The sequence below is a fragment of the Bacillus sp. Je.9.29.b genome (genome assembly GCF_051129925.1).
Lineage (GTDB): Bacteria > Bacillota > Bacilli > Bacillales > Bacillaceae > Bacillus > Bacillus safensis.
This window is the reverse complement of the sequence record NZ_JBCPSO010000006.1, coordinates 69,321-95,724: the sequence shown is the minus strand read 5'-3', so window position 1 is coordinate 95,724 and position 26,404 is coordinate 69,321. Positions and strand designations below refer to the sequence as shown.

Annotated in this window: 31 protein-coding genes; 22 read left to right on the top strand and 9 right to left on the bottom strand. The window is 41.1% G+C overall.

All coding sequences use genetic code 11. The features are described from left to right. Window positions 1-2: 2 nt before the first annotated feature. From AAZR19_RS13365 to AAZR19_RS13330, 8 genes are all read left to right on the top strand, one after another. Window positions 3-284 (top strand): YokU family protein, encoded by a 282-nt coding sequence (locus AAZR19_RS13365; RefSeq protein WP_024422710.1) that lies wholly within the window; start codon window positions 3-5, stop codon window positions 282-284. Window positions 285-363: 79 nt separating this feature from the next. Further along, the gene (locus AAZR19_RS13360; protein WP_024422709.1) at window positions 364-588 is read left to right on the top strand and encodes a YozE family protein; all 225 of its coding nucleotides are present in this window, start codon (window positions 364-366) and stop codon (window positions 586-588) included. 142 nt (window positions 589-730) lie between these two features. Further along, window positions 731-1,411 (top strand): hypothetical protein, encoded by a 681-nt coding sequence (locus AAZR19_RS13355; protein WP_434703474.1) that lies wholly within the window; start codon window positions 731-733, stop codon window positions 1,409-1,411. A 250-nt stretch (window positions 1,412-1,661) separates the two neighbouring features. Continuing rightward, window positions 1,662-1,832: a YozD family protein gene (locus tag AAZR19_RS13350; protein WP_065214722.1), complete on the top strand. Its 171-nt coding sequence runs from the start codon at window positions 1,662-1,664 to the stop codon at window positions 1,830-1,832. A 50-nt stretch (window positions 1,833-1,882) separates the two neighbouring features. Continuing rightward, complete coding sequence (locus AAZR19_RS13345) at window positions 1,883-2,491, top strand: phosphatase PAP2 family protein (RefSeq protein ID WP_342499590.1); 609 nt, start codon at window positions 1,883-1,885, stop codon at window positions 2,489-2,491. Window positions 2,492-2,545: 54 nt separating this feature from the next. Beyond that, entirely contained in the window at window positions 2,546-2,863 is a 318-nt protein-coding gene (locus AAZR19_RS13340) for a hypothetical protein (protein ID WP_024422706.1), read from the top strand. A gap of 112 nt (window positions 2,864-2,975) precedes the next feature. Beyond that, window positions 2,976-3,671 (top strand): purine-nucleoside phosphorylase, encoded by a 696-nt coding sequence (gene deoD / locus AAZR19_RS13335; protein WP_041109512.1) that lies wholly within the window; start codon window positions 2,976-2,978, stop codon window positions 3,669-3,671. Between the two features lie 68 nt (window positions 3,672-3,739). Next, entirely contained in the window at window positions 3,740-4,570 is an 831-nt protein-coding gene (locus tag AAZR19_RS13330) for a M15 family metallopeptidase (protein ID WP_024422705.1), read from the top strand. Between the two features lie 50 nt (window positions 4,571-4,620). Here AAZR19_RS13330 and AAZR19_RS13325 read toward each other — a convergent pair whose 3' ends face one another. Together AAZR19_RS13325 and AAZR19_RS13320 are read right to left on the bottom strand one after the other, a co-directional pair. Further along, the gene (locus AAZR19_RS13325) at window positions 4,621-4,872 is read right to left on the bottom strand and encodes a hypothetical protein (protein WP_024422704.1); all 252 of its coding nucleotides are present in this window, start codon (window positions 4,870-4,872) and stop codon (window positions 4,621-4,623) included. Between the two features lie 92 nt (window positions 4,873-4,964). Then, window positions 4,965-5,663, bottom strand: a complete 699-nt coding sequence (locus AAZR19_RS13320; RefSeq protein ID WP_041109510.1) for a class I SAM-dependent methyltransferase — start codon at window positions 5,661-5,663, stop codon at window positions 4,965-4,967. A 150-nt stretch (window positions 5,664-5,813) separates the two neighbouring features. On the opposite strand from AAZR19_RS13320, the gene AAZR19_RS13315 reads away from it, so the two are divergent. After that, window positions 5,814-7,199: a S41 family peptidase gene (locus AAZR19_RS13315; RefSeq protein WP_076841075.1), complete on the top strand. Its 1,386-nt coding sequence runs from the start codon at window positions 5,814-5,816 to the stop codon at window positions 7,197-7,199. Window positions 7,200-7,232: 33 nt separating this feature from the next. Here the strand turns inward: AAZR19_RS13315 and AAZR19_RS13310 are convergent, their stop codons facing one another. The 3 genes from AAZR19_RS13310 to AAZR19_RS13300 all read right to left on the bottom strand — a co-directional run bounded on the left by AAZR19_RS13310 (window position 7,233) and on the right by AAZR19_RS13300 (window position 9,779). Beyond that, window positions 7,233-8,720: a sodium:solute symporter family protein gene (locus AAZR19_RS13310; RefSeq protein ID WP_434703470.1), complete on the bottom strand. Its 1,488-nt coding sequence runs from the start codon at window positions 8,718-8,720 to the stop codon at window positions 7,233-7,235. Further along, a complete protein-coding gene (locus AAZR19_RS13305; protein ID WP_024422700.1) occupies window positions 8,720-8,923 on the bottom strand; it encodes a DUF3311 domain-containing protein in 204 nt (67 codons plus the stop codon). The genes AAZR19_RS13310 and AAZR19_RS13305 overlap by 1 nt, the downstream gene beginning before the upstream one ends. Window positions 8,924-9,161: 238 nt before the next feature. Continuing rightward, the gene (locus AAZR19_RS13300; RefSeq protein WP_024428323.1) at window positions 9,162-9,779 is read right to left on the bottom strand and encodes a nitroreductase family protein; all 618 of its coding nucleotides are present in this window, start codon (window positions 9,777-9,779) and stop codon (window positions 9,162-9,164) included. A gap of 138 nt (window positions 9,780-9,917) precedes the next feature. On the opposite strand from AAZR19_RS13300, the gene AAZR19_RS13295 reads away from it, so the two are divergent. Beyond that, a complete protein-coding gene (locus AAZR19_RS13295; protein WP_041109504.1) occupies window positions 9,918-10,250 on the top strand; it encodes a winged helix-turn-helix transcriptional regulator in 333 nt (110 codons plus the stop codon). 75 nt (window positions 10,251-10,325) lie between these two features. Next, entirely contained in the window at window positions 10,326-10,544 is a 219-nt protein-coding gene (locus tag AAZR19_RS13290) for a hypothetical protein (protein WP_087975894.1), read from the top strand. Window positions 10,545-10,585: 41 nt separating this feature from the next. Here AAZR19_RS13290 and AAZR19_RS13285 read toward each other — a convergent pair whose 3' ends face one another. Then, on the bottom strand, window positions 10,586-11,059 hold the full coding sequence (locus AAZR19_RS13285) for an Hsp20/alpha crystallin family protein (RefSeq protein WP_087975895.1): 474 nt from the start codon (window positions 11,057-11,059) through the stop codon (window positions 10,586-10,588). An 86-nt stretch (window positions 11,060-11,145) separates the two neighbouring features. Here AAZR19_RS13285 and rarD point away from each other — a divergent pair, with 86 nt between their 5' ends. The 4 genes from rarD (at window position 11,146) to bshB2 (ending at window position 13,448) form a co-directional block, all read left to right on the top strand. Beyond that, entirely contained in the window at window positions 11,146-12,057 is a 912-nt protein-coding gene (gene rarD, locus AAZR19_RS13280; RefSeq protein ID WP_029705997.1) for an EamA family transporter RarD, read from the top strand. A 78-nt stretch (window positions 12,058-12,135) separates the two neighbouring features. Continuing rightward, window positions 12,136-12,417 carry a hypothetical protein gene (locus AAZR19_RS13275; protein ID WP_024428326.1) on the top strand — a complete coding sequence of 94 codons (282 nt, stop codon included), beginning with the start codon at window positions 12,136-12,138 and terminating at the stop codon, window positions 12,415-12,417. Continuing rightward, a complete protein-coding gene (locus AAZR19_RS13270; RefSeq protein WP_008359999.1) occupies window positions 12,414-12,764 on the top strand; it encodes a YojF family protein in 351 nt (116 codons plus the stop codon). The genes AAZR19_RS13275 and AAZR19_RS13270 overlap by 4 nt, the downstream gene beginning before the upstream one ends. An 18-nt stretch (window positions 12,765-12,782) precedes the next feature. After that, window positions 12,783-13,448 carry a bacillithiol biosynthesis deacetylase BshB2 gene (bshB2, locus tag AAZR19_RS13265; protein ID WP_024422693.1) on the top strand — a complete coding sequence of 222 codons (666 nt, stop codon included), beginning with the start codon at window positions 12,783-12,785 and terminating at the stop codon, window positions 13,446-13,448. A gap of 45 nt (window positions 13,449-13,493) precedes the next feature. Here bshB2 and AAZR19_RS13260 read toward each other — a convergent pair whose 3' ends face one another. Then, the gene (locus tag AAZR19_RS13260) at window positions 13,494-14,855 is read right to left on the bottom strand and encodes an MATE family efflux transporter (RefSeq protein ID WP_076841071.1); all 1,362 of its coding nucleotides are present in this window, start codon (window positions 14,853-14,855) and stop codon (window positions 13,494-13,496) included. 59 nt (window positions 14,856-14,914) lie between these two features. Then, entirely contained in the window at window positions 14,915-15,040 is a 126-nt protein-coding gene (locus AAZR19_RS13255) for a hypothetical protein (protein WP_008359993.1), read from the bottom strand. An 82-nt stretch (window positions 15,041-15,122) separates the two neighbouring features. Between AAZR19_RS13255 and cdaS the strand changes: the two genes are divergently transcribed. The 7 genes from cdaS to odhB all read left to right on the top strand — a co-directional run bounded on the left by cdaS (window position 15,123) and on the right by odhB (window position 25,357). Beyond that, a complete protein-coding gene (gene cdaS, locus AAZR19_RS13250) occupies window positions 15,123-15,749 on the top strand; it encodes a sporulation-specific diadenylate cyclase CdaS (protein WP_434703463.1) in 627 nt (208 codons plus the stop codon). Window positions 15,750-16,151: 402 nt separating this feature from the next. Next, entirely contained in the window at window positions 16,152-17,474 is a 1,323-nt protein-coding gene (locus AAZR19_RS13245; protein WP_076841070.1) for a LysM peptidoglycan-binding domain-containing protein, read from the top strand. Window positions 17,475-17,552: 78 nt separating this feature from the next. Next, window positions 17,553-18,131, top strand: coding sequence for a superoxide dismutase family protein (locus AAZR19_RS13240; RefSeq protein ID WP_197203070.1), 579 nt, complete (start codon window positions 17,553-17,555; stop codon window positions 18,129-18,131). A gap of 89 nt (window positions 18,132-18,220) precedes the next feature. After that, entirely contained in the window at window positions 18,221-19,099 is an 879-nt protein-coding gene (locus AAZR19_RS13235; RefSeq protein ID WP_041109487.1) for an ATP-binding protein, read from the top strand. Between the two features lie 11 nt (window positions 19,100-19,110). Then, window positions 19,111-21,027, top strand: a complete 1,917-nt coding sequence (locus AAZR19_RS13230; RefSeq protein ID WP_197203071.1) for a vWA domain-containing protein — start codon at window positions 19,111-19,113, stop codon at window positions 21,025-21,027. 224 nt (window positions 21,028-21,251) lie between these two features. Then, a complete protein-coding gene (gene sucA, locus AAZR19_RS13225) occupies window positions 21,252-24,086 on the top strand; it encodes a 2-oxoglutarate dehydrogenase E1 component (RefSeq protein ID WP_197203072.1) in 2,835 nt (944 codons plus the stop codon). Between the two features lie 14 nt (window positions 24,087-24,100). Beyond that, window positions 24,101-25,357, top strand: a complete 1,257-nt coding sequence (gene odhB, locus AAZR19_RS13220) for a 2-oxoglutarate dehydrogenase complex dihydrolipoyllysine-residue succinyltransferase (protein WP_434703459.1) — start codon at window positions 24,101-24,103, stop codon at window positions 25,355-25,357. A 35-nt stretch (window positions 25,358-25,392) separates the two neighbouring features. On the opposite strand, the gene AAZR19_RS13215 is transcribed toward odhB, so the two are convergent. Continuing rightward, complete coding sequence (locus AAZR19_RS13215) at window positions 25,393-26,343, bottom strand: bile acid:sodium symporter family protein (RefSeq protein WP_197203073.1); 951 nt, start codon at window positions 26,341-26,343, stop codon at window positions 25,393-25,395. Between the last annotated feature and the right edge of the window lie 61 nt (window positions 26,344-26,404).

Here is a 26,404-nt window from a genome sequence, read left to right as displayed (position 1 = left end):
CCTTGCTGACATGTGATTGGTGTGAGGAAAACAAAGCAAATGCGGAGCAGACAACAGTCTATTGGGAACTGATCACGGGCACACAATCAATTGAAATCATCGAAACGCCGTCCATTTCCTGCACGCACTGCGGAATGATCTATCAAAAGGATGAGACGGTCAAAGAGATTGAAGATCAATTAATTTTAGTGGATCAGACAAAACTTCCAGAAAAAATCTCCTACGAGGAATTAATGAGCATGGAGCGGTTATTAAAGCGAAATTACTTTGACTTTTCATCATAAGTTGTACCTCCGCCTATACAAGTCATCAAATTGCTGTATAATATAACAACAAAATAGTGTGTCGCGGAGGGAAAAACAGGTGAAGTCGTTTTACCATTATTTAATGAAGTTCAGACATCCAAAACCGAAAGATGAAATCAGCCATTTCGCAAATGCTGCGTATGAGGATCACAGCTTTCCTAAAGCTTCCACAGATTATCATGAGCTGTGCGCTTATTTAGAATTAAATGGTGATTATTTAAGCTCAATGACAACATTTGACGAAGCGTTTGAGCAATACGAAGTAGAAGTCAAAAAAAAATAACACACAACCGCTTATCCGAATGGAGAAGCGGTTTTTTCATGAGAAATAAAATGGCGTTTTGCATGGTGTGGTTGCCCATGCAGAATTCCTTGCGCCGGCATACGATACGTTAAGACCAAAAGTCGGGCAAGGGGGAGACAGAATGAAGGCGAAAGCACCAAAATATCAAGTAGGGGATATTGTCGTCGTTGTCATGTACGGCACAGTCGGAACGATTACAAAAGTCCATCAAATTGACCAGCACTATTTATATGAGGTCAATCATAATGAGGTGCTTTATTTTGAAACATCACTTCAGCTTTACGATGAGTATAGCGGAGTGATTGTCGATACAGAAAAGCTGGACATTGAATATGAGTTCCTCATTGGCGATGTTGTATATGTAAAAGATTACGGAAAAGAGCTATTTAAAATCATCGGTCATCGGACTGAAATTTGGCGTTACCTTGAAGATGGCTGGGAAGATGTCATTTACGAACTCACGAGGCTGAAAGACGGAGAGTGGCTGGAAACAGAAGAGGAAGATTTAACGCTTGTCCTAAGAAAATATGAGATGGACCAGTTTGTTCATCAGCTTCTTTTTGTGCATTACGTCGGAGAAACCTCAAAAGAGTTAGAAGAAGATATAGTTCAAACGGCTTTATTGCAGCTAGAAGAGAAACAAGAAAGCGAATCTTCACTTGAATTTCTGGCTGTATCTATAGTGGATGAGCTTCTTGATATTTATAACGATTATAAAATTCTCTATGAATTTTTCAAAGATCCAGAATATAAGGATATGATGGATTTTATTTTGGAAAGTTTACACGAACATTTTGGTTAAAGAAAGACTTGTCCTAATACGAATAAAAAATAAGGCACACAGAAAAATGCAATCACATAAAACCATCCCCTCAAGATACGGCCCATCACCTGATCAAAAGTTTCTCCATCTAATATGCTTAACCATTTCATTCTTTCAAGCCCCTTTTCTTTTTGTTTACTGCATTTATATGTATGGAATGAGCCATTATGACAAACTGTAATAAAAAACAGCCGGCGTTCATACATCATAAAAAAGGAGGCGGAATGCAATGAAAGAAGCAGATTTGGTGATTGATACAGAGGAAATTGCGGAGTTCTTCTACGTGGAGCTGATCAAAAGAGGGTACATACCTGCTGAGCTTGAAACATTTGAGCTGGCTGACATTACATTTGAATATATGCTGAAAAAAGCAATGATAGTTGAAGAAGAGGCGTGGTAGGCACTATACTTTGAAGAGATTCTGAAGAGAGAGGGAGGGGAATCCTTCGCGTGTACATCCTATTTCTTTTCATTTTATTTGGCGCCATTGCTGCGCTCATGGTATCTGGGGCTTTTCAAGATTTGGACAACCAGATTATCTTATGGTTTGAAAGCATCAGACTCCCTTTTTTAAATGATGTCATGCTGGCTTTGACGGACTTTGGCATCAGCGCGCTGCTCGTTCCAATCATGCTCATTTTTAGTGTGGTCTTGTTTATGTATAAGCGCTACTACTCTATCATGATGCTTTTTCTACTATATCTCACAGAAAAAACAATCAATCATGAATTAAAGGGGCTGTTTGCTAGAGAACGTCCGGCCTTTGATCACCTTGTAGGTGAAACGTATTACAGCTTTCCGAGCGGACATTCGATGAATGCAGCCACAATCTACCCTTTTATTGCTTATCTATTAGTTGAAATGATCCCATGGCTGAAAGAAAGACAAAAAATCGTCTATTTGATCACAGGGCTTTGCGTTCTGGCCATCGGCATCAGCCGGATGTATATCGGGGTGCATTATTTGACAGATGTTGCAGGAGGCTTTGCGATAGGACTCGCTTTATTTCTCATTTGTAAAAAGATTGACGAAAGATTGCCTGTCATTCGACAAAAATAGAAGAAGGAAATTGACAGATCCCAGCCAATTTTATATAAAAGGGGAGGGATTTGAATGCAATTGACGTTGAGATTTTTTCAAAAGAAACCTTCAGCATTTCACTTAACCATTTATCAGACACCTGAATATGGCGCTGCAAGCGGGCATCAGCCTGTGTACCGGACAAAGATTGGCGGCAGAACACACCTTGATGTACTGGAAAAAGCATTCTCGACATTTAATGTACATGATACAGTCCCTAATGATTACAATGCGCGGTTTATCACAACAGGTGATATTGTTGTGATTGATGATAAGAAAAAGGGGAAGTGCTATTATCAGCTCTCTCCGGCAGGGTGGAAACGCAGTGAACGACTAATGACGATAGGTTAAATAGATAATGAATGATGCCAGCTTGAGATCCAGCTGGTATTTTCTTTTTTAAGCTCGATCGTTTATAATAAATAGGATAAAATACATAGTAAACGTAAGTGGAGGCTAAAAAATGAGTGTACATATTGGAGCAGAAAAAGGACAAATTGCAGAAACGGTATTGCTGCCAGGCGATCCGCTTCGTGCGAAATATATTGCAGATACATATTTAGAAGATGTTGAGTGCTATAACGAAGTGCGCGGAATGTATGGCTATACTGGAACCTATAAAGGAAAACGTGTTTCTGTACAGGGCACTGGAATGGGCGTACCGTCTATTTCAATTTATGTGAATGAACTCATTCAAAGCTATGATGTTCAAAACTTAATTCGCGTTGGATCTTGTGGAGCCATCAAAAGAGATGTCAATGTACGTGACGTCATTTTAGCCCAGACATCATCAACAGATTCACAAATGAATCGTGTCGCTTTTGGACCGATTGATTATGCGCCATGCGCTGATTTTGGCCTGCTCAAGAAAGCCTACGACACGGCTCAAGAAAAAAATGTCGCTGTACGTGTCGGAAATGTATTTACAGCAGACCAATTTTATAATGAAAAACCACTTGAGCTCATGGCTCAATATGGTATCCTAGCGATCGAAATGGAGACAACCGCTCTTTATTCTCTTGCAGCAAAATTTGATCGAAAAGCGTTATCAATTTTGACTGTGAGTGATCACGTTCTAACAGGAGAAGAAACAACGGCTGAAGAGCGTCAAACAACGTTTGATGAAATGATCTTAATTGCGCTAGACTCCGTTTTATAATAGTATAAAGGGTGTGCTACAATGTAGCGCATCTTTATTTTTTTAGAAGAGCAAAAGGAAGGTATGTCATGAAGAAAAGCTACAAAATACTCTCAATCGCATCGATTCTTGGTTTGACAGCCGCGCTATCAGGCTGCCAGTTGCTGGATCAAAAAAGCGGTACATCTGAATCAAACAAAACAAACGAACAAAAAAACGCAGCAAGTTCATCTCCCCAGCACAACTCAAACGATAAGGCAGATTCATCGAATCAAGAGCTGACGTTAAAGAGTGAATATTTCAATGACATCAAGGTTGTGAGCGGTCTGAAAACCATTCAAAATCCTGAAAATGTGCTAGCACTTGTCAACAAAGAATATGCATTACCAGGAACCTATAAACCTTCTGATCTCGTTGTACCAAAAGTAGAATTCTCTTTTTCGGAAGATATTGAAAAGCGATATATCCGCAAAGAAGCAGCGGAAGCGCTTGAGAAGTTATTCAAAGGTGCAAAAAAGGAAAACTTCGAGCTTGCTGCAGTATCTGGCTATCGCTCCTATGACCGTCAAAAGGTCATTTTTGATAGTGAGGTCAAATTAAAAGGCAAAGAAAAAGCACAAGAAGCAGTCGCTTTACCAGGCGAAAGTGAACATCAAACAGGTTTAGCCATGGACATTTCCTCAAAAAGTGCCGGTTTTGAGATATCTGAAAAGTTTGGTGAAACACCAGATGGCAAATGGGTGGCTAAAAACGCCTATAAATATGGCTTTATCATCCGTTATCCAAAAGGAAAAGAAGACATTACGAAATACGAATATGAGCCGTGGCATCTGCGCTATGTGGGAAAAGAAGCCGCAAAAGCGATGCATGATCATGATTTAACATTTGAAGAATACATGAACAAAGTAAAGAAAATCTAAACAAGTTAAAGGCCTCCCAGCTATTCGGGAGGCCTTCTCTTATTCTTCTTTTAAAAAAAGAACAATCCTGCTAATGCGAAGCCGGTAATGAAACCGAGGCCGATGCCATACGCTGCACCCCAGCCATAATATCCGCCCCAATAGCCAAAGCCAAAGCCTCCGCGAGACCCGCCGACTGGACGAATATAAACTTTGCGGTTTGTCACACGCTCAATGCGTCCGACGTGTACTCTGCCATTACGGTCAGTAATTCTAGCGACTTTCCCCATGTGCTGCTGACAAAGCTTGTAGTAGCGCTCCATGTTTTTCCTCCTTATGACAAACTCTTTTCACTCTTATCCTATGCGAGAGACTTCATAGAGTTTGGACAAAACATATAGGAGATTCGCTCATTTTATACGGTACATTCAAATAGAATGTGGCTTAGCTGCTTTCGGTGTGCTTGAATGAGATCGTAGTGTGTTTGCAGCGTCTCGTAAAGAGAAGGGGGTATGTGTTCAGATAATTCCATCTCTGTCGGCTCCTCCTGCACCATATGTTCATCGAATGAGAGAATCTGAATGTCACGGAAGCCTGCTTCGGTTAACTGCTCCTTCCATTCTTCAAGCGACAAGAGCGAGTGAAAGCCGTAAAAATTTCGAACAGCTGCCAGCTCTTCAGGCGTAAGAGGGGCTTTTAACACAGCTTCATTTGCAATCAATTGACTGCCAGGAGCAAGCACACGTTTGATTTCAGCTAGTGCATCAGGCAGCTTGGTAAAGCTTAAAACAGATTCACTGATGAGTAGAGAGAACGCTTGATCTGGAAAGGGCAGCTGCTCAATGGATGCCTCTAAAGCACGGATCGGCAGTTCCTCCCGTTTGAATCGCAGGTTCGCCTTTTCAATCATCAATGGATGCGTATCAATCGCCTCCACCTGATAACCTATATTTCCTAAATAGGCGGCGGTCTGTCCTGTACCACATCCAGCGTCCAGTATTCGTGCATGAGGCGGCAGTTTTATATGCTCAATCATCGTTTTTGTTAACTCAATTCCGCCAGGATGGGCACCTGATACGCCAAAATAAGCAAGCATTTCTACATAATCACTCATATAATCCCTTCTTTCCTTATCCTGTTCCTCTCTAAAGATTATGCAATAGAGGGGCAAATGGCTTATCTTTTCAAATAGAAGTTGATCCTTTGGTTGACGGATGAAGCATCGTCCTTGATAATAATGAAAGGAGATAAAGGTGGTGTTTTTTTGAAAAAACAAATGAAGTTCGTGGTAGCCATTCTGGTGACTGCTGCACTGTCCTCAGCGATTACATTTGTGATCACAAAACAAGGTGCTGTCAGCGTCTCAGGAGACGAGAAGTTTAGTAAACTCATGGCTGCGTATACGAAGGTAAAGGATGAGTATTACGAAAAAACGGATGATCAAAAACTAGTAGATGGTGCGATCCAAGGAATGATTGCATCACTTGATGATCCATACTCTACATATATGGATCAGGAGGAAGCCGAAGGATTTAACAATACCATTTCTTCTTCATTTGAAGGGATTGGTGCACAAGTAGAAGAGAAGGATGGACAAATTTTAATTGTCGCGCCGATTAAAGGCTCTCCTGCTGAAAAAGCTGGTTTGAAACCTCATGATCATATTTTAAAAGTAGATGGAAAAAGCACCAAAGGAATGTCGGTCAATAAAGCAGTCTCTCTCATTAGAGGGAAAAAAGGAACGGATGTTAAGCTGCATCTCAACCGTCAAGGAGTCGGCAATGTAGATGTGACCATCACAAGAGACACGATTCCGCTTGAAACGGTGTATGCAAAACTCACAAAAGACAAAATAGGAGAAATCCAAATTACGTCCTTTGCTGAAACCACATCGAAAGAGCTGGATAAAGCAATTGATGACCTCGAGAAAAAAGGGGCGAAAGGTTTTGTCATTGACCTAAGAGATAATCCAGGCGGCATCATGACAGAAGCCATTGAAATGAGCAATGACTTTATTGATAAAGGGAAAGTCATCATGCAGGTTGAAGAAAAAGGGAAGAAACAAGTGTACAAGGCTGAAAAAGAACGCAAAGTCCATCAGCCGGCAGTTGTCCTTGTAAATGGCGGTTCAGCCAGCGCTGCTGAAATCATGGCGGCGGCTCTGCACCAATCTTCAGGCATTCAAATTGTGGGTGAAAAGACGTTTGGCAAAGGAACTGTTCAAAATGCGCAAAACTATAATGATGGTTCTAGTGTCAAGTTAACCATTGCAAAATGGCTGACACCAGACGGTTCTTGGATTCACAAAAAAGGTATCGAACCACAGGTGAAAGCAGCTCTCCCAAGTTATGCAAAGCTGCCGTACTTAAGCCCGAAAAAATCATATGAGCTAAATGACAATGGAGATGAAGTCAAAGCAGCTCAAAAAATGTTCCAAGCGCTTGGCTACAAAGCAAAAGCAAACGGTGAGTACGATGAAGCATTCCAGTCTATCGTCAAAAGCTTCCAAACAGACAACGATCTCAAGGCAGACGGTATTCTGACAGGAGATACAACGACCGTTCTGATGACAAAGATCCAAGATAAGTTAAAGAACAACGATACACAAATGAAAAAAGCCATTGAAGTCTTGAAAAAAGAAATGAAATAAAAAAAGCAGTCCTCATCAGGGGACTGCTTTTTCTTATCTTGTGACCGCTTCTGTTTTTTCATGATCCTTTTCAAATAGATCATTCGTGACAGAATTGGATGTGACCTTCTTTTGGAAGAATGGATTCAAGATCAAGATAACGACGACGTTTGCTAGTAAACCAAGAAAACCTTCATAAAGGCCGAACGTGACTTGTGAGATATTGGCTGTAAAGGTAACGATGATTCCAATGACTAACCCGGCAATCGTTGCTTCTCTCGATTGTTTTTTCCAGAACAAGCTGATGGCAATAGCTGGGAAGATTTGAACCATTCCTGAAACACCAATGAGCTGAAGCGTGACAAGTGCAGTTGGGAACAGCATGCCGAATAAAAGAGCGAGTCCGATGACGATAAACACCATCGAACGTGTAATGATGGTCAATCTTTTAGGTGACACATTCGGATGAATTAAGTCACGGTATAAATTATTGGCAAATAAATTTGATGCGCCAATGGCCATGATGGAGCATGGAATGAGGGAAGCCAGTGCAATCGTTGAATAAGCGAGCCCCTGCATCACGCCGCCATATGATGTTTGAATTAAATGAAGAAGAGCAAATCTTGGATTTGTATCTTCTGGTAAGACTAAAAAAGCAATAAATCCAAGGAAGATGACCAAAATCAATACAATATTATAAAGAGGCAAAAACATGCTGTTTTTACGGATGGCATCTGCGCTTTTGGCTGTAAAAACCCCAGTTGCTGCGTGTGCCCACATAAACAAAGCAAGAGCAGAAACGCCTGAAGCAGTAATGAACCATAAAATTCCCTTAGGACCGCTTTCAGGGATGGTTAGAAGCTGAGGTGCTTCTTTGGCTAACGTGTTCATCATCGGTGTCCAGCCGTTAAAATGAATAATTGGCAGTGAAACGACCATAAACAGCATGATCACCCAAACGAGAATATCCTTAATAATGGCTGTATATGTAGGACCTTTAATACCACTAAAAAATGTATAAAGTGCGACTAAAATAAATGAAATAATAACTACTGCATTCACATTAATATAATTAGTTCCAGCGACAGTTAACGTATCTTGAATTCCGCTCAGCTGAAGACAAATATAAGGAATCAGCATAAGTACTCCAACAATCGCAATCAAACTGGATAACAGCTTGCTGTCAAACCGCTCACGTGCATAATCGGCAAGTGTTGTAAGGTTGTGATTTTTCGCAACCGTCCATAGTTTCGGTAAAAAGAAATAAGCAATAAAATAAGCTAGGACTGAATAAGGAATAGCGAAAAAAGCGACGCTTCCAGCTGTATAGGCTGTACTTGTAAGCCCTAAAAAGGTATAAGCTGTATATAAGTCTGCGCCAACGAGGAACCAGACGAGCAGTCCGCCAAATTTTCTTCCGCCGACAGACCATTCTTCTACTGACTGTCTTGATGATTTGTCACGACCAGCGGCAAATCCGATGACCACGACGATGAAAATAATACTTGCAGTAATCAATAAAGCTGTTAAATTTCCTTGCATTAGTCAGTTCCTCCATTTGAATGTTGCATCTTATAAATGATAAATGTGCAAATTGGTGTGAGTACAATCCATAGCAAGAGCCAGAAGTGGAAAAAGGGCAGGCCGATGACAAATGGATGAATGCGATTCGCAAAAGGCAGCAATGCGAGCTGTCCGATGAATGGAATCGCGATTAGTAGTGCCAGCATCAATTTTTTGTTCATGATTTCCTCCTGAATATTTTGTAATTTCATAATAATAGCAGTTGTCAGATTAGATCACAAGACCATTTTCAGAAAAAACAATCATTTTGGTGAATATCATACTAATATAACGCTTTCATTCTTGAAAAAGGAGAAAGAGTGAAGTTGTAAAGAGGAGGAAGGTGAAAGAAAGTATGTAGAAATAATATTTAAAGCAAATAAAAAAGCCCCAGCATAAAGGCTGAGGCCTTGCCAATTTTTAAAGGAAATCAGATACTTCTTCGATGTCGAAACGGTTGCTTTTATGAGCTTCTTTCGCTGCTTTACCAACTGAAATCAGCATAACCGGCTCGTAGCGGCCGCTTACATTGAATTCTTTGATGTACGCGTCTTTACTGAAACCACCCATTGCACATGTATCATAGCCCATTGCTTTTGCCGCAATCATTAATTGCATAGCAGCTAATGAAGCATTTGAATACGCTGCTTCGCGTGCATATTGCTCGCTTTGGTATGCGCCATTGATTTGAGTCATCAATGTTTCTTTAATGTCTTCTGTAATGAAGCCTTGTTCTGCCAGCTCACTGTAGATTTTTTCGCCATTTTGGTTAGCTTCAAGGTCACCTAGAACTGCAATAACAGCTGATGCCTGTGATACTTGCTTTTGGTTGTAAGCGATTGGAAGTAATTTTGCTTTTGCTTCAGCACTATGGAAAACAGTGAAATGCCAATGCTGAAGGTTCCAAGCAGATGGTGCTTTTGTTGTGATTTCAAGAAGCTCTGTTAACTCTTCTTTTGTCATTTCATGAGAAGTATCATACTCTTTTACTGAAGCTCTTTGTTTTAAGATGTCAATTGTTTTTTGATCGGTCGCCATATGGATATTTCCTCCCGTTTTTGCAAATAATATGGTACAATAACTAAAAAGTGAGAAACTTACTTATTGTAACTAGAGTTATTTTAAATTGTACACCGTTAGTTTGTCAAACAATCATGAAAAGAAAGGCTGAAATTTATGGAATTCCAATTATGTCCACACATTCAGCAAGCTTTTTTACTCCTAGGCAAAAGGTGGAACGGTCTCATTATACATGTATTGCTTGATGGACCAAAGCGTTTTAAAGACCTCTCAGACACGATCCCGTCGATCAGTCAAAAAATGCTCGCAGAGCGTTTAAAAGAGCTCGAGCAAGAAGGGATTATAGAGCGGACCGTCCTGCCTGAGACGCCTGTCAAAGTCATTTACAGTTTAACTGAAAAAGGGAATGCGTTACATGATGTGTTTCATGAGGTATCTCGGTGGGCAGGGGAGTATACAGACTCACACGGGAAAAAGGAGCAAGCCTAGTTTCAGGTTTGCCCAAACATTTTGACTCCTGATGAATATGCTGATGTTAGGCACATGACAAAGGAGGAGAAATGCATGTACCCTCATGCTCCGTATTTTCGAGGCGGCGCCCCTGGCATTCCGCCATATGAATCCAGAGTCCCTTTGTTTTTTGGTTTTGGCGCTCCTTTAGTCGGCGGACTGCTTGGCGGATTTCTAGGAAGTGCGATTTTTAATTATCCCCGTCCATATTACCCGCCGCCACCACCGCCTGCTCCACCACCTTATGGCGGCGGATATCCACCATATTATTAAGAAAAAAGAGTAAGCCTGCTTCCGTTCTTAAAGCAGGCTTTTTATAATGGAATATCAATTTCAGAAATTCCTGGATCATCATGCTTTAAAAACATAATTTCCAATATACCATCTTGATACGACGCCTTCGTTCCTTTTCGTTTCACAGCAGCAGGGAGGACGACTTTCTTCTGCGTCCCTTCTTCAGGAAAATGATCAATAAACAGCAGATTGGCTGTATGTTTGATTTTGACTTTTTCTGTGTTCGGACGAGCAAGTTCAATTTTGACAAACACATGATCAGTCGTCTCGAACACTTCGACTTCTGGCTCTTTTTCTTTTTCGGCATCACTTTCTCTCGTTTTTTGATTTTGAGAAAGGGGGTCCTGAAATGGGAACTGAGCAGGATAATTGGAGCCGAATACACTTTCCATGACTTGATTGACATACTGCTCAACGTCTTTAGGATCTGAATTCTTTAAGGCTTCTTTTGAGAACTGCTTTTGAAAAGGGAATAATCGGTTCCAGTCGAACATGCGAATCATCCTTTCTAAATGCCCTGAATTAGTATATGCCCATTCGCCTGCGTGCGTGCTATAATATACGTTAGATTTAGAAAGGGATGGTTACATTGAACGAACAGCAATCAAAAGGTGTTCTCTACACGGCAGCATCTTTTACTCTCTGGGGTTTATTCCCGTTATATTGGAAGCTGATGGAGCATATTTCGTCAGGCGAAATTTTAGCGCACAGAATTTTATGGTCATTTGTGTTTATGTGCGGTATTCTTTTGTATTTAAAACAAGTCCGCCCAGCAATGCAGACAGTGAAGGGACTCATACTGGATGGTAAAGCATTTTTTTCATTACTTTTATCTGCTATTTTAATTTCGGTCAACTGGTATGTTTACATTTGGGCAGTCAATCATGGTCTTATGCTAGAAGCAAGTTTAGGGTACTATATTAATCCGCTTGTATCCGTTCTATTAGGCATTATTTTCTTAAAAGAACGACTAAATAAATGGCAAACCATTGCCATCCTCATTGCCGCATTTGGGGTGATCCTTTCAACAGTTCAATACGGGTCATTTCCTGTCGTTGCTTTCTTATTAGCCCTTAGCTTCGGCTTTTATGGTTTGATCAAAAAAAGGATGAGCTTCACGAGCGCGATTGGTTTGACGATTGAAACGCTGCTTCTCGCACCGGCTGCACTTGTGTACTTATTATTTTTCTTAAAAGAACCTGTTGTGACTATGAATCCTAACAGCTTCGGGTCGCTCGGTCTCTTATTTTTTGCAGGCGTTTTTACAGCCGTGCCGCTTCTTTTATTCTCAGAAGGCGCAAAAAGAATTCCACTTTATCAAGTGGGCATTTTGCAATACATTGCACCGACAATTACGCTGTTTTTAGGGCTGTTTGTCTATCACGAACACTTATCCGCAGCTAAAATTGTGACGTTCCTTTGTATTTGGGTGGCGATTTTACTGTTTACCACCTCTCAATTACGCATGAAAAAAACAGCGAATTCTCATTAAGCCAATCGAGCAGTTTGCTTTTTTTTGCAGGCGGATCATGTCATAATAAGTTGTTACCAAAACTGTAGAGGTGATCATATGTCGTCAGCTCATGAGCTTGCAGCCGCCTATCAATCTTTATGGAAAAATCGTCAGCTTGATGTTGATGATATGTCTTCTTTACACGAGGCCATATGTGATGACTTACTTGATGCACGAACACATCCGCGGGCAAGGAAATCATTACACCAAAAGTATGTGCTTGCTGTGGAGAGAATTTTAGAAAGTGAGCTTAAACATGATCATCAGCTGCAGCTGATCAGCTTACATACGAAAAAGCTGCGAGAATTAATTCAAAATGAAGGAAGGAACCACTCATGAAACCAATTCAAACGGAAGATGTCACAGCACATCTTGAATCGTTTTTAAATCGTCCAGTCTTCGTTCATCTTGAAACGACAACTGGTTCTTATTCAGCTCATGTAAATGAACAAAATATGACGGTTGTTGCGTATATCCGCAACGCGAAAGTCGTCTATTCACAGGCGAAAATAAAAGGACAAGGTCCATACCGTGTTGGAATGAAAACAGAAGATGGCTGGATTTACGCAGAAGGATTAACCGATTATGTGTTTGATGACCAAGGCCGCCTGCTATTAGCTGGACACTTGCCAGACGGCAAACTAGCGATCTCATTACAAATTAGTGAAACACCATTTCAGGTGTAGAAGAAAGGGTGACAAGTCATGAACGAACATGTACTAGTGATGCTGCCTCACCCCGATGATGAATCTTTTGGGGTTGCTGGTCTCATTGCACAAAGCAGAAAACGCGGAATTCCCGTCACATATGCATGCGGGACACTTGGGGAGATGGGCAGAAATATGGGAAGCCCAACATATGCTAACCGTGAAACACTTCCTGAATTAAGAAAACAGGAATTAATCAATGCCTGCAAAGAAATGGATATCACAGACTTACGTATGCTTGGCCTGCGTGATAAAACATTGGAATTTGAAGACGACGAGTATTTGGCAGATGTGATGGAAACCATCATTGATGAAGTCAAACCGACACTCATTGTGACGTTTTATCCAGGACACGGTGTACATCCTGATCATGATGCGACAGGTGAAGCTGTGATTCGTGCTCTATACCGCAAGAAAAAAGAAGACCGTCCTGTCACATACTGCATGGCCATTACGAAGAATAGAGAAGAAGTGCTTGGACATGCGGATATTGTGATTGATATTACAGATGTTGCAGATATCAAATTAAATGCACTGAGAGCGCATAGAACGCAAACAGAGGGCATGCTGAGAGAGCTTGAACAAAAGCTCAAAAACAAAGAACCAGTTGTCCAAAAATGGTTTGATGAAGAAATTTTCTGGACGTATCAATGGAATGATTAAACAAAAAAGCAGCTGATCTATGTCAGCTGCTTTTTTGTGTTGTATTTAGTGATTCGATACATGCCTGAGTTGACGTTTTTGAATCAATCTGAGACGGATAAAGAGGACGATGGCGCCTGCGGCAAGCCCGGCAATCAGTCCGATCCAATAACCAAACGCCCCAAAGGAGGTATATGTGCCAATGAGATAACCGGCAGGAAGACCGATGACCCAGTAAGAGACAAAAGCAGCAATGAGCGTATAATTCACATCTTTATAGCCGCGCAGAGCCCCTTGAATGGGTGCAGCAATCGCATCTGACAGCTGGAAAAAGATCGCGTAAATCAAAAAGTGCTGTGTCATTTGTAAAACAGCTGATTCAGCTGTATATAAACCAGCGATCTCTGGTCTGAATAGCAAGATGAGGGCGGCCGTACATAATGAGAATAATACCGCCGTTCCAATGCCGATATAGCTGTAGCTTTGCGCGTCTTTATACCTCTTAGCCCCCGCTTCAAACCCAACAACGATCGTTAACGCCATTGAGATGCTAAGCGGTAAAATATAAAGAATAGAAGCAAAGTTCATCGCTGCTTGGTGACTGGCGATTGTAATGGTATCAAAGTGACCCATTAATAGCGTCACTGCTGCAAAAATACTCGTTTCAAAAAAGATCGCAAACCCGATAGGAAGGCCAATTTTCAGTATTTGCCCTATACGGGAGATATTCATTCGAGGCAGTTTTTGAAACAAACGAAATGAGGCAAATGGTTCTGCTTTAATGACAATACAAATACTCATGATGAAAATCGCCCAATACGTCATTGCAGATGCAAGACCGGCACCCGCACCGCCAAGCTTTGGAAAGCCAAAATTCCCAAAAATAAATACGTAATTTAAAACAAAGTTAATAGGAAGTGCTGTGAGCGTGATGAACATCGTCACACGTGTTTTCCCTAATGCATCAATAAATGACCGTAGCACCGAATAACCAAACAGCGGGAGGATGCCAAAAGCAAGAAAGCTGAGAAAATGCCGGGCAATATCCTCTACAGAGTGATCGAGTCCAAGTCCTCCTAGTATGTAAGGAACGCTGATCGTACCAATGACAATCACAGTGATACTTAAAAGAAAGGATAAATAAATCGCCTGAAAGACAGCCCGGGGAACATCTTCTTTATGCCCAGCGCCCATCAGCTGAGCCACAATCGGAGTAACGGCCATCAAAATCCCGGCAAGTCCCGTATAAACAGGTGTCCAAATACTAGAACCGATCGCAACACCCGCAAGGTCTTCTGCACTCACTTTTCCAGACATCACCGTATCTAAAAAGGTAATAAGCGAAAGACCTGCTTGGGTAATTAAAATCGGAATCAAAATGGTTAAAAATAGTGTCAGCCTTGCTCGAATGCTATTCGTTTCTCTCATCATAAGTTCCTCTCTGAACAGAAATAACGAGAGGAATTATATCATGCTATGTAAAAAAATCAATTCTCCGTCGGATTATTTTTCTTAGATGGCTTCGTTTTTTTAAACATTTGGGCATAAATAAAAGAAAGACTGACAACACCTAAAATGCTGCAAGCATATTGGATGATTTTCTGAATGGTCATATTAAGCTCACCTCCATACAAATAGAATGTGCACAATTTGCTATTTTATAACAACAAGCGAAAGAAGGAGGGAAAAGATCGGATGATCCATCGGACAAACGAAGAAGTGATATTTAAAGCCGGGATGAGAACACATTTGATGAACATTATGAAGGATGCAAGTGACATCATTGATTCTTTTGATGAAACAGAGCAGTGTTTACTTTGTGATCTCGAAGCATTGCATGATCAGTTTAATGAAATGCATGCGGAGGCCTCGTCGTTTTATTTACAAGCGTATATGGAAGAATTCACACCAGGATTTGCTCAATTTTCTTTAGCCATTGAGAATTTATCAAAACAAAAGCATGGAGCACTCATTGTGATCCAAAGACGCGATGAGGTTGAGGATTTTATTCAAAAAGGGACAAACCTTCATGCGAAAATTAGCGCTTCCTTAATAGAAAGCATTTTCTACCCGGGAAATCCACTGCATGACGGTGCTCTTTTAGTCAAAGAAAATACACTTGTCTCTGCTGCAAATGTGCTGCCGCTTACATCGAAAAAAGTGAGTCCTTCGCTTGGCACAAGACACAGGGCAGCGATCGGACTCTCTGGTATGACAGATGCACTTGTTCTTGTCGTATCAGAAGAAACGGGAAAAATGTCGTTTGCGAAAGAAGGCGTGCTCTACCCGCTTACCGTAAAAGATCCGGAAATAAGAAAATAAAAACGAACGCTGCATTCTTCATTCGGAAGGATGCTTTTTTATTTGCGGAGAAAAATCAGCCAATTAAGTAAAAAGTCATTTGATACAGAAAAATTTGTCATGTAGAATAGAACTATGAAACTAGCACCGTGCTTGTTTTGACAAATTTCTAAACGTCAACTTAAAAATTCCTTAAAAAATGTTTATAAATACAACAAACAGCCGATAGAAACGATATGGCTTTGTTTTAGCATTTTGAGTTGGCTGCTTTAGCCTATTTGTTATTGCCCAACGTCTTCATGTCGAGTAATATAATAGAAATACAGATAAAATAGTGCAAGAGAAGCAGAACCATTAAATGCTAAACTCAAAACTAGTACATAAGTCTTATTAAACAAAATCACGAAAGGCGGAGATTCCTCTATGAAGAAAAAAGTAGTAACCGGCCTCACAGTTTCAGCGATCGCTGGCTCAGCTGTGTTTGCTGCACCGGCAGAAGCACAGACGATCAAGGTGAAAAGCGGTGACTCACTTTGGAAGATTGCCGAACAGTACAATACAACTATTTCGGAGCTTCAATCTCTTAATCAATTAAAAACGACAATGATTTTTGCAGGGCAAAGCTTAAAAATTCCTGGTGAAAAAAGCAAGAAATCCAGTTCATCAACAGGGTCAAAAGCAAAGAAATCAAGTGCTTCAACGACTTCCAGCTATACTGTAAAGCTTGGCGATTCTTTATGGCTGATTGCAAAAAATCATAAAATGTCAGTTGCAAGCTTAAAAAGCCTAAACAGCTTAAACAGCGACCTGATTCGTCCTGGTCAAAAGCTAAAGGTCTCTGGCAGCACGAAGACGAGCGGAAGCCAGTCATCAAATTCAAACTCATCTTCAAATTCCAGCTCAAGCAATAAGACAACGAATTCAAATAGTTCATCATCTTCAAGTACATACAAGGTTAAATTAGGGGATTCACTTTGGAAAATTGCGAATTCGCTAAATATGTCGATTGGTGAAATCAAAACATTGAACGGATTAAAATCTGATATGATTTATCCGAATCAAGTATTGAAAGTAAAAGGAACGGCTGCATCAAAACCAAGTCAGCCCAAACCTACTAAACCAAGCAATTCAAACAGTAACCAGTCTTCTAGCGGGAAAACAACATCTTATACTGTAAAATCAGGCGATTCGTTATGGAAAATTGCGAATCAATTCAAAGTACAGGTTCAATCAATCCGCACAGCCAACAGCTTGAAAAGTGATGTGCTTAGAATTGGACAAGTATTAAAAATTAATGGTGCAGCTTCCGGCTCAACTGGATCGAATGGTTCTACGTCTAACGGTTCAACAACTCCGGTCGACAATAACAAAAACAATGTACCAATGAATGCAAAGATCACGACAATGATCCAAGAAGGGAAAAAGCTGACAGGCGTTCCTTACAGATGGGGCGGTAATACACCAGCAGGATTTGACTGCAGCGGCTTTGTTTACTATCTCATTAACAAAGTTTCATCTGTATCCAGATTAAGCACAGCTGGCTACTGGAATATGATGACTCCTGTAAGCACACCACAAGTTGGAGATTTTGTTTATTTTACAACGTACAAAGCAGGCCCTTCTCATATGGGGCTATACCTTGGCGGGGGAGATTTCCTTCATGCAAGTGACAATGGAGTAGGAATCTCGAACTTAAGCAATCCATATTGGAAAAAAGCCTACTTAGGTGCAAAACGTTTCTTCTAAAAAAAGCCGATTTTCGGCTTTTTTTGTTTGCCCGCTGCTGTGATTGTCCATACTGATAACAAAAGGGGGCAGTCATAAATGAAAAAGTCAGTGTGGATGATCATGATATGTTTGATCTTTACCGCATCAGCATGTCATGCACCGCCAAAAAAAGAAACGACAGAAGAAACAAGCGAAGTTGCAGCACCTAAACAAGCACCAGTCACGACGTCACTCATAAACGAAAGCGGGCAAAAAATAGGAAGCATTGAAATAAGAGAGTCCTCAGAAAATGGCCTGGATCTGCATGTAAAAGCGAAAGGGCTGCCGCCAGGAGCTCACGGTTTTCATATTCATGAAACAGGAATATGTGAAACGCCAGATTTTGAAACGGCAGGAGCTCACTTTAATCCAACCCATAGAGAGCATGGTTTTGACAATCCAAAGGGGCACCATGCTGGAGATATGCCTAATTTAGAGGTAGGAGCAGATGGACAAATTGATGTTGTTGTGAACGTACCAGATGTGACGTTAAAGGGAGGCCCGAATCAATTAATCGATCAAAATGGGCGAAGCTTTATCATTCATGCAGAAGCAGATGATTACTTAAGTAACCCTTCTGGTAACTCAGGGAAACGAATCGCTTGCGGATCGATCACAAAAGAAATGGTAAAATAACAGAAGTCTAACCTTTATGTATTGAGTGCATAAAGGTTTTTTTAGTATACTTGGTGAGGAAAATGATCGAAGAGAGGAATTAATCATACATGTTTAACGAACAATCACTCCCAGAAGAAATTCAAGCAATGATTAAAGCAAAAGCAAAAGTGCTGGAAGAAGAATTTCGTCCACTTATTGGAACAGGCGGCTATGAATCACAGGATACTTCTATCATTCAAGATGCCATGATTGCATTAGCACTTGGAAAAAACGTTCTTTTAAAGGGACCGACCGGCTCAGGTAAAACAAAACTCGCAGAAACATTATCCGCTTTCTTTCAGCAGCCGATGCACAGTGTGAACTGCTCGGTTGATCTTGATGCCGAAAGCTTGATTGGCTATAAAACCATCCACAATGATGGTCAGGTGGCTTCGATTGAATTCATTGAAGGACCTGTGACAAAAGCAATGAAAAAAGGCCATCTTTTATATATTGATGAAATCAACATGGCGAAGCCAGAAACACTGCCTATTTTAAATGGTGTACTCGACTACAGAAAAATGATGACAAACCCATTTACAGGTGAGGTTGTTCGAGCAGAAGAAGGCTTTGGGGTCATTGCGGCAATCAATGAAGGATATGTCGGCACAGTGCCTCTAAATGAAGCGTTAAAAAACCGTTTTGTGGTCATTGACGTTCCATATATCGGGGGCGGAATTCTGAAAGATGTACTGCAATCTCAATCTGTTTTAAAGGATGAGCGGTTAATTGATCAATTCGTTCAGCTCTCATCAGACCTCATTACACAAGCTCATAACGGACAGGTGAGTGAAGAAGCAGCATCCATCCGCGCGCTCCTAGATACTTGTGATCTTGCGCAATACATTCCGCCGCTTCGTGCCGTTGAACGAGGCATTGTTGAAAAGCTGGAAGATGACCGGGAAAAAGCAGCGGTAAGAAATATCGCCCAAACATTATTCGAGTGAGGTTCTGACTTTTGAAATTCATCAAATTTAATGACAGCAGAATCGATTCATTTTTATTTATGGAATTAACGGATTTAGCCAAAACGTTAGCAAAAAGTGATGATGTCGAGCTTGAATACGGTGTGCAGTCCTACTATGAACCGTTTGAAAAGAAAATTTTCATCAGTCATTTTTGGGATGATCGTAAACAAGAAGATATGCTAGCAGGGCTGAAAAGTGATGTGTTCCTTCGTGCAGTAGGCACGGTTTATAGTGATCTTACGGTATTTCAGGGGATCATTCGCTTTGCTCATACATTATCCATTCCTGATGTATGTAAACAATTGTTTATGCTGTTTGAAGATATCCGGATTGAAGAGCGGATTAAACATGACCGCCCAGGAACAAAAAAGGTATTTAAACGAAGAAGAGAGCTGTACCGGCGTCACTTTAAGACACAATTAACGATTAACCAAGAACGAAGTATTTTAACAGATGCACTCTTTTGTGCGATTTATGTGAAGCTGACAGCTGATTCTCCGCTCGAAGAGATTCCGCCTCTTCATGAGCAGATCAACCCGATGATTCCGTTTATTGAGTCAAGTCTTGAACGTGTGTATGATGCGGGTTCAACAGCAGACATCGCAGCTATTGTCAAAGAATTGATGGAAGGGTTCGATGAACTGCTTGAAAAGGATATGCTGAATACGTACTTTTTCTTCCCTGAATTGGACTATGAACAAGCGGCAAAAGAACCGCTGTTCCATGACTTAAAAAGAAAACCTACATTAAGTGAGGACATCAAAGTCGACCGAGAAAAAGAAGGCGATGAAGACATTCACCAAGAGTATATGGAAGTGTGGCATCGAGAAACCGAAGCGCCATCCAAAAGCTTCCTTCAATTTGATTTAGAGCACGGCGGTAAAAGTGATCTTGGTAAGGATGCGGCAAGAGAAGGTGATGACGGAGATCAGGCACTCGGAACTGTCCAAGGCTCTGCAAAGCAAACACACCGAAAAGATTATTCAAAGCTTGAAGCGCTGGAAGAGGCTGAAGGTGAAGAAAGCGGAGCAGATGGCCATGAGAATGGAAAAGAAAACAAATATGCGTTTCCAGTCATGATTTCACCAGATCCTCCTAAGCCAGAACAAATCGATGCATACAAGCAGCATGCGAAGGAAATTGAGCCTTATCAGAAACGCTTAAAACAAATGATCCAAAAAACACTTGAACATAAAAAATCATGGCCTAAAACAGACCTTCATGCAGGACGTCTCAGTAAAAAGCTGATTCGCTACTTTACAGAGTCTAACCCGCGTCTTTTCTATAAAAAACAGGCACCGTCTTCTCAGATTGATGCTGTTTTCACCTTATTAGTAGACTGTTCAGCGAGCATGTTTGACAAGATGGATGAGACGAAAAAAGGCATTGTTCTCTTTCATGAAGCGTTAAAATCCGTGCAAGTCCCACATCAAATTGTTGGGTTTTGGGAAGATACAAACGACGCAACAGAAACAAGTCAGCCAAACTACTTCAACACAGTCGTGTCGTTCAAAGATTCTCTATTTGATGCAGGGCCTTCTATTATGTCTCTTGAGCCAGAAGAGGATAACCGGGATGGCTATGCGATCCGTCAAATGACAAAGATGATTTTAAAGCGAAGAGAAGAGCAAAAGTTTCTGATTGTCTTTTCAGACGGAGAGCCAGCTGCTTTCAGCTACGAACAAAACGGGATTGTCGATACGCATGAAGCAGTTCTTGAAGCGAGGAAAAAGGGCATTGAGGTGATCAATGTGTTTTTATCCAATTCACCGATAGAAGAAGCACAGATGAAAACCATTCAAGATATGTATGGCAAGTTCAGCATTTTTGTACCAGATGTCGATACATTGCCAGATGTTTTATATCCATTACTGAAGAAACTGCTGCATAAAAGCATTGGGGCATAAGGTTTTGCCCCTTTCTTCAAATTATTTTTCGGAATGATTTAAATTTTTTGTTTTTCTGTGAATTTTTTATCTTTAATTGAACAAAGAATGTAGAAAGTAATCCAAAACAGTGGTAGAATATTATTGGAAGCGTTTTATTACATAAATTTGGTCATTGTGTTCTGGAAGTTATATCGAGATAGTGTTCAATCACTTGATGATCAAAGTTGGGGGTAGTGTTCAAAATGTTTCAAAATGATGTGAAACAACCGTTGAGTTGGGAAGAATTTCATGGTCCGAACCTCGGCTATGTGCTCGAGCTCTACGATCAGTATGTCCAAGATCCTACTAGTGTTGATGAAGATCTAAGAGGCATATTTGATGAACTTGGTGCACCACCGAGTGAAATGAAGGAGGAAATTGGGAAAAAAGAAAATAGCGTAGTTACTTCTGAACAAATCCAAAAGATAGCATCAGTCGTTAAACTGGCAGAAGACATCAGAACGTATGGCCATTTAAATGCTTCCGTCAATCCTCTTCGCAAAGAAAAGGAATTACAAGAGCTGTTTCCTTTAAAGGAGTACGGTTTAACAGAAGAAGATGTCAAGAATATTCCGATATCTATTATTAGTCCGGATGCACCAAAACACATCTCAAACGGCATAGAAGCCATTAACCATTTGAGAAATACGTATAAACGTACCATTTCATTTGAGTTTGATCACGTGCATGACTTCGAAGAGCGAAACTGGCTCTCAAAATCAATCGAATCTGGTGAACTATTTAAGAAAAAACCAGCAGATAAACTAGTTTCTGTATTCAAGAGATTAACAGAAGTTGAGCAGTTCGAGCAGTTTCTTCATAAAACATTTGTTGGGCAAAAGCGCTTCTCTATAGAAGGTTTAGACGCACTTGTCCCAGTACTTGATGAAATTATTTCAGAGTCTGTTACACAAGGGACTTCAAATATTAACATTGGAATGGCACACAGGGGCCGTTTAAATGTATTAGCACATGTGTTAGGAAAGCCATATGAGATCATTTTCTCAGAATTCCAGCATGCGCCAAATAAAGAGCTCGTTCCATCAGAGGGCTCTATTGGCATCAGCTACGGATGGACAGGGGATGTTAAGTACCATCTTGGAGCTGACCGTCAAATTAAAGACGAAGATACAAAGAGTGCGAGAGTTACGCTTGCTAATAACCCAAGTCACTTGGAGTTCATTGATCCAATCATTGAAGGAAGCACGCGTGCCGCTCAGGAATCACGTACTCAAAAAGGCTATCCAGTTCAAGACGTTGAAAAAGCGTTAGCCATCTTAATTCATGGGGATGCAGCATTCCCTGGAGAAGGAATTGTGGCAGAAACATTAAATTTAAGTCAACTTGTAGGCTATCAAGTGGGCGGAACCATCCATATTATTGCCAACAATATGATCGGGTTTACAACAGAAAGCAATGAATCTCGCTCGACGAAATATGCGAGTGACCTTGCAAAAGGATTTGAGATTCCTATTGTTCATGTCAATGCAGATGATCCAGAAGCGTGTTTAGCGGCTGTTCAGCTAGCAGTAGAATACCGCAAACGCTTCAAGAAGGATTTCCTTATTGACTTGATCGGTTACCGCAGATACGGTCATAACGAAATGGATGAGCCTTCTACAACTCAGCCAATGCTGTACGATGCGGTTAGAAAGCACAAAACGGTCAAGAATATCTTTGCAGATAAACTTGTCTCAGAAGGTCTTTTGACAAAAGAGCAGCGTGAAGAAATCGAGCAGGCTGTGACAGCAAAAATAGAAGAAGCTTATAAAAAGGTGCCTTCAAAGAAAGAGCATACGATTCAAGAAATCGAACTGCCAGAGCCTGTATCAAACGGCTTCCCAGCAGTGGATACATCAGTAGAATTTGATGTATTGCGAAAGCTGAATGAAGAATTGATCAGCTGGCCGAATGATTTCCAAGTATTTGGTAAGCTGAAGCGGATCCTTGAAAAACGTGCAAAAGTGTTTACAGATGACCGTAAAGTAGAATGGTCACTTGGGGAAGCACTCGCATTTGCATCTATATTAAAAGACGGTACGCCAATTCGAATGACCGGACAGGATTCAGAGCGTGGTACTTTCGCTCAAAGAAACCTTGTTCTTCACGACAGTCAAACGGGAGATGAATTTATTGCTCTTCATGAACTAAGTGATGCAAATGCATCGTTTACAGTTCATAACAGTCCACTGTCAGAAGGCTCAGTCATCGGGTTTGAATATGGTTATAATGTCTATTCTCCTGAAACGTTAGTGATTTGGGAAGCTCAATTCGGAGACTTCGCAAATGCGGCTCAAGTGTATTTCGATCAATTTATCTCAGCTGGCCGTGCAAAATGGGGACAAAAATCAGGTTTAGTCATGCTGTTGCCGCATGGATATGAAGGACAAGGTCCTGAGCATTCAAGTGGAAGAACAGAGCGCTTCCTGCAATCAGCTGCTGAGAATAACTGGACAGTTGCGAACCTGACAAGTGCAGCGCAATATTTCCATATTCTTAGAAGACAGGCGAAAATGCTGCTTCGTGAAGAGATTCGTCCGCTTGTCATTATGACACCGAAGAGTCTGCTTCGTAACCCGAACACATTGTCTGAAGTCCAAGAATTAACAGATGGACAGTTCCGTCCAGTTCTTGAACAGCCAGGTCTTGTACATGAACACGAAAAAGTATCGCGTCTCGTGCTATCTAGCGGGAAGGTATCCATTGATATTAGTGATCGTTTTACTCAAATGGAAGAGCCGAAAGATTGGCTTCACGTTGCAAGAGTGGAACAGCTATATCCGTTCCCAGCCAAAGATATTAAAGGAATTTTAACAAAGCTGACAAACTTAGAAGAAATCGTATGGGTGCAAGAAGAACCGCAAAATATGGGAGCTTGGGGATACATTGAGCCATATTTACGTGAAATTGCGCCTGAAAAAGTAAAAGTACGTTACATCGGCCGAAGAAGACGTTCAAGTACGGCTGAGGGTGATCCAACTGTGCATAAAAAAGAACAAGAACGAATTGTATCTGATAGCTTGACTCGCAAAAACTAAGGGGGAAATGAAAAATGGCGGAAATTAAAGTACCTGAATTAGCGGAATCAATCTCGGAAGGAACGATTGCTCAATGGCTAAAGCAGCCGGGCGATTATGTGGAGCAGGGGGAGTACCTGCTAGAACTTGAAACAGATAAAGTCAATGTCGAACTGACTGCTGAAGAATCTGGTGTATTAAAAGAAGTGCTGAAAGATTCTGGTGACACTGTACAAGTTGGAGAGGTCATCGGAACGATTGCAGCAGGTGAAGCTGGCGGAAGCGAGTCCGCAGCTCCAGCACCTGAGCAAGCTTCTGCACCAGCATCGAAAGAAGAACCGGCAGCTGCTCAAAAAGAAGAAGCAGTGAAAGAAGAGCCGAAAGCTGGTAATGGCAGAACCATCGCTTCTCCTGCAGCTAGAAAATTAGCGAGAGAGAAGGGGTTAGACTTATCTGAGATTCCAACCGTAGATCCGCTGGGCAGGGTACGAAAGCAGGATGTCGCTTCTTATCAAAAGAATGAAGCACCTGCAAGTGCACCGAAAGCCGCGCCAAAAGCAAATGCTGCGGTGCAAACTGAACAACCAGGTAAGCCTATTGAACGTGAAAGAATGTCACGCCGCAGACAAACAATTGCAAAACGTTTAGTTGAAGTTCAACAAACGGCTGCGATGCTGACGACATTTAATGAAGTCGATATGACAGCGGTGATGGATTTAAGAAAGCGTCGTAAAGATGCCTTCCTAGAACAAAATGATGTCAAACTTGGCTTTATGTCCTTCTTTACAAAAGGAGTTGTAGCAGCACTGAAGAAATATCCGCTGCTTAACGCAGAAATTCAAGGTGATGAGCTTGTCTTGAAGAAATTCTATGACATCGGCATCGCTGTTGCTGCAAACGAAGGACTTGTCGTACCGGTTGTCCGTGATGCAGACAGATTGTCATTTGCGGGGATTGAAAAAGAAATTGGTCATCTAGCGAAAAAAGCAAGAGATAACAAATTGTCTCTTAATGAGTTACAAGGTGGATCATTCACGATCACAAACGGCGGAACATTTGGTTCTCTGCTATCAACTCCGATTTTAAACAGCCCGCAAGTTGGAATTTTAGGGATGCATAAAATTCAGCTTCGTCCTGTGGCGATTGATGAAGAACGTTTTGAGAACCGTCCGATGATGTATTTAGCTCTTTCTTATGACCACCGCATTGTCGATGGTAAAGAAGCAGTTGGATTCCTTGTTACGATTAAAAATCTGCTTGAAGATCCTGAGCAGCTATTACTTGAAGGATAATCTTCAATTATAAAAAGCTAGCACCTGTTAAGGTGCTAGCTTTTTTTCTTTTCACTGTCATGTTGTCCTCGTTTTGACCAATACGTCGAAAGCCAGGAACCAGATAAATTATGCCACACACTAAAAATCGCACTTGGTACGGCTGCGAGCGGTGAGAAGTGTGCTGTTGCTAGCGCTGCACCGAGCCCGGAGTTTTGCATGCCTACTTCGATCGAGATCGCTCTACGAGAAGGGATATCCATTCTCCACCACTTTGCGATCAGGTAGCCAAAAAAGAGACCAAGTCCATTATGTAATATAACTACGGCAAATATCAGCAATCCAGATTGAAGAATCTGCTCTTTATTTGCACTGACAACCGCTGCAATGATCAACACAATTCCAGCAACAGATACAAGCGGCAATGCTTGAACCGCATAGTTTACTTGTTTTTTCAAAAATACCTTAACGATAACCCCTAAGATAATAGGAATTAGCACAACTTGGACAATCGACAAAAATAATGCCTCCGGTGATACAGGTAACCATGATCTTGCAAAAATATAGATAAAGAGAGGCGTTAAAAAGGGAGCAAGAAGGGTCGATATAGTTGTGACCGCTACGGATAATGCCATATTGCCTTTTGCCAAGAAAGTCATGACATTGGATGCTGTACCGCCCGGGCAGCAGCCCACAAGAATAACACCTACTGCAATTTCAGACGGCAGCCGTAATCCGTAAGCTAATAGAAAGGCGATCAGCGGCATGAGTGTGTACTGCGCCAAAACCCCGATTAACACATAGAGAGGTTTACGAAAAAGCTCCTTAAAATCTTCACCAGATAACGTAAGCCCCATCCCAAACATAATGACACCTAGTAAAAAAGGGATATACGGTCCAATCTGAGAAAATATGTCAGGAAAAGCAAATCCAAGACATGCAAAGATAATGACCCAGATTGCAAAGGTTCTTCCTGCAAATTGACTAATGGTTAAAAGAATATTCATTCATTGCTTCATCTCACTTTCCTCACATATCTTTCTTATTTTAAACGAATTTTCTGAAAAA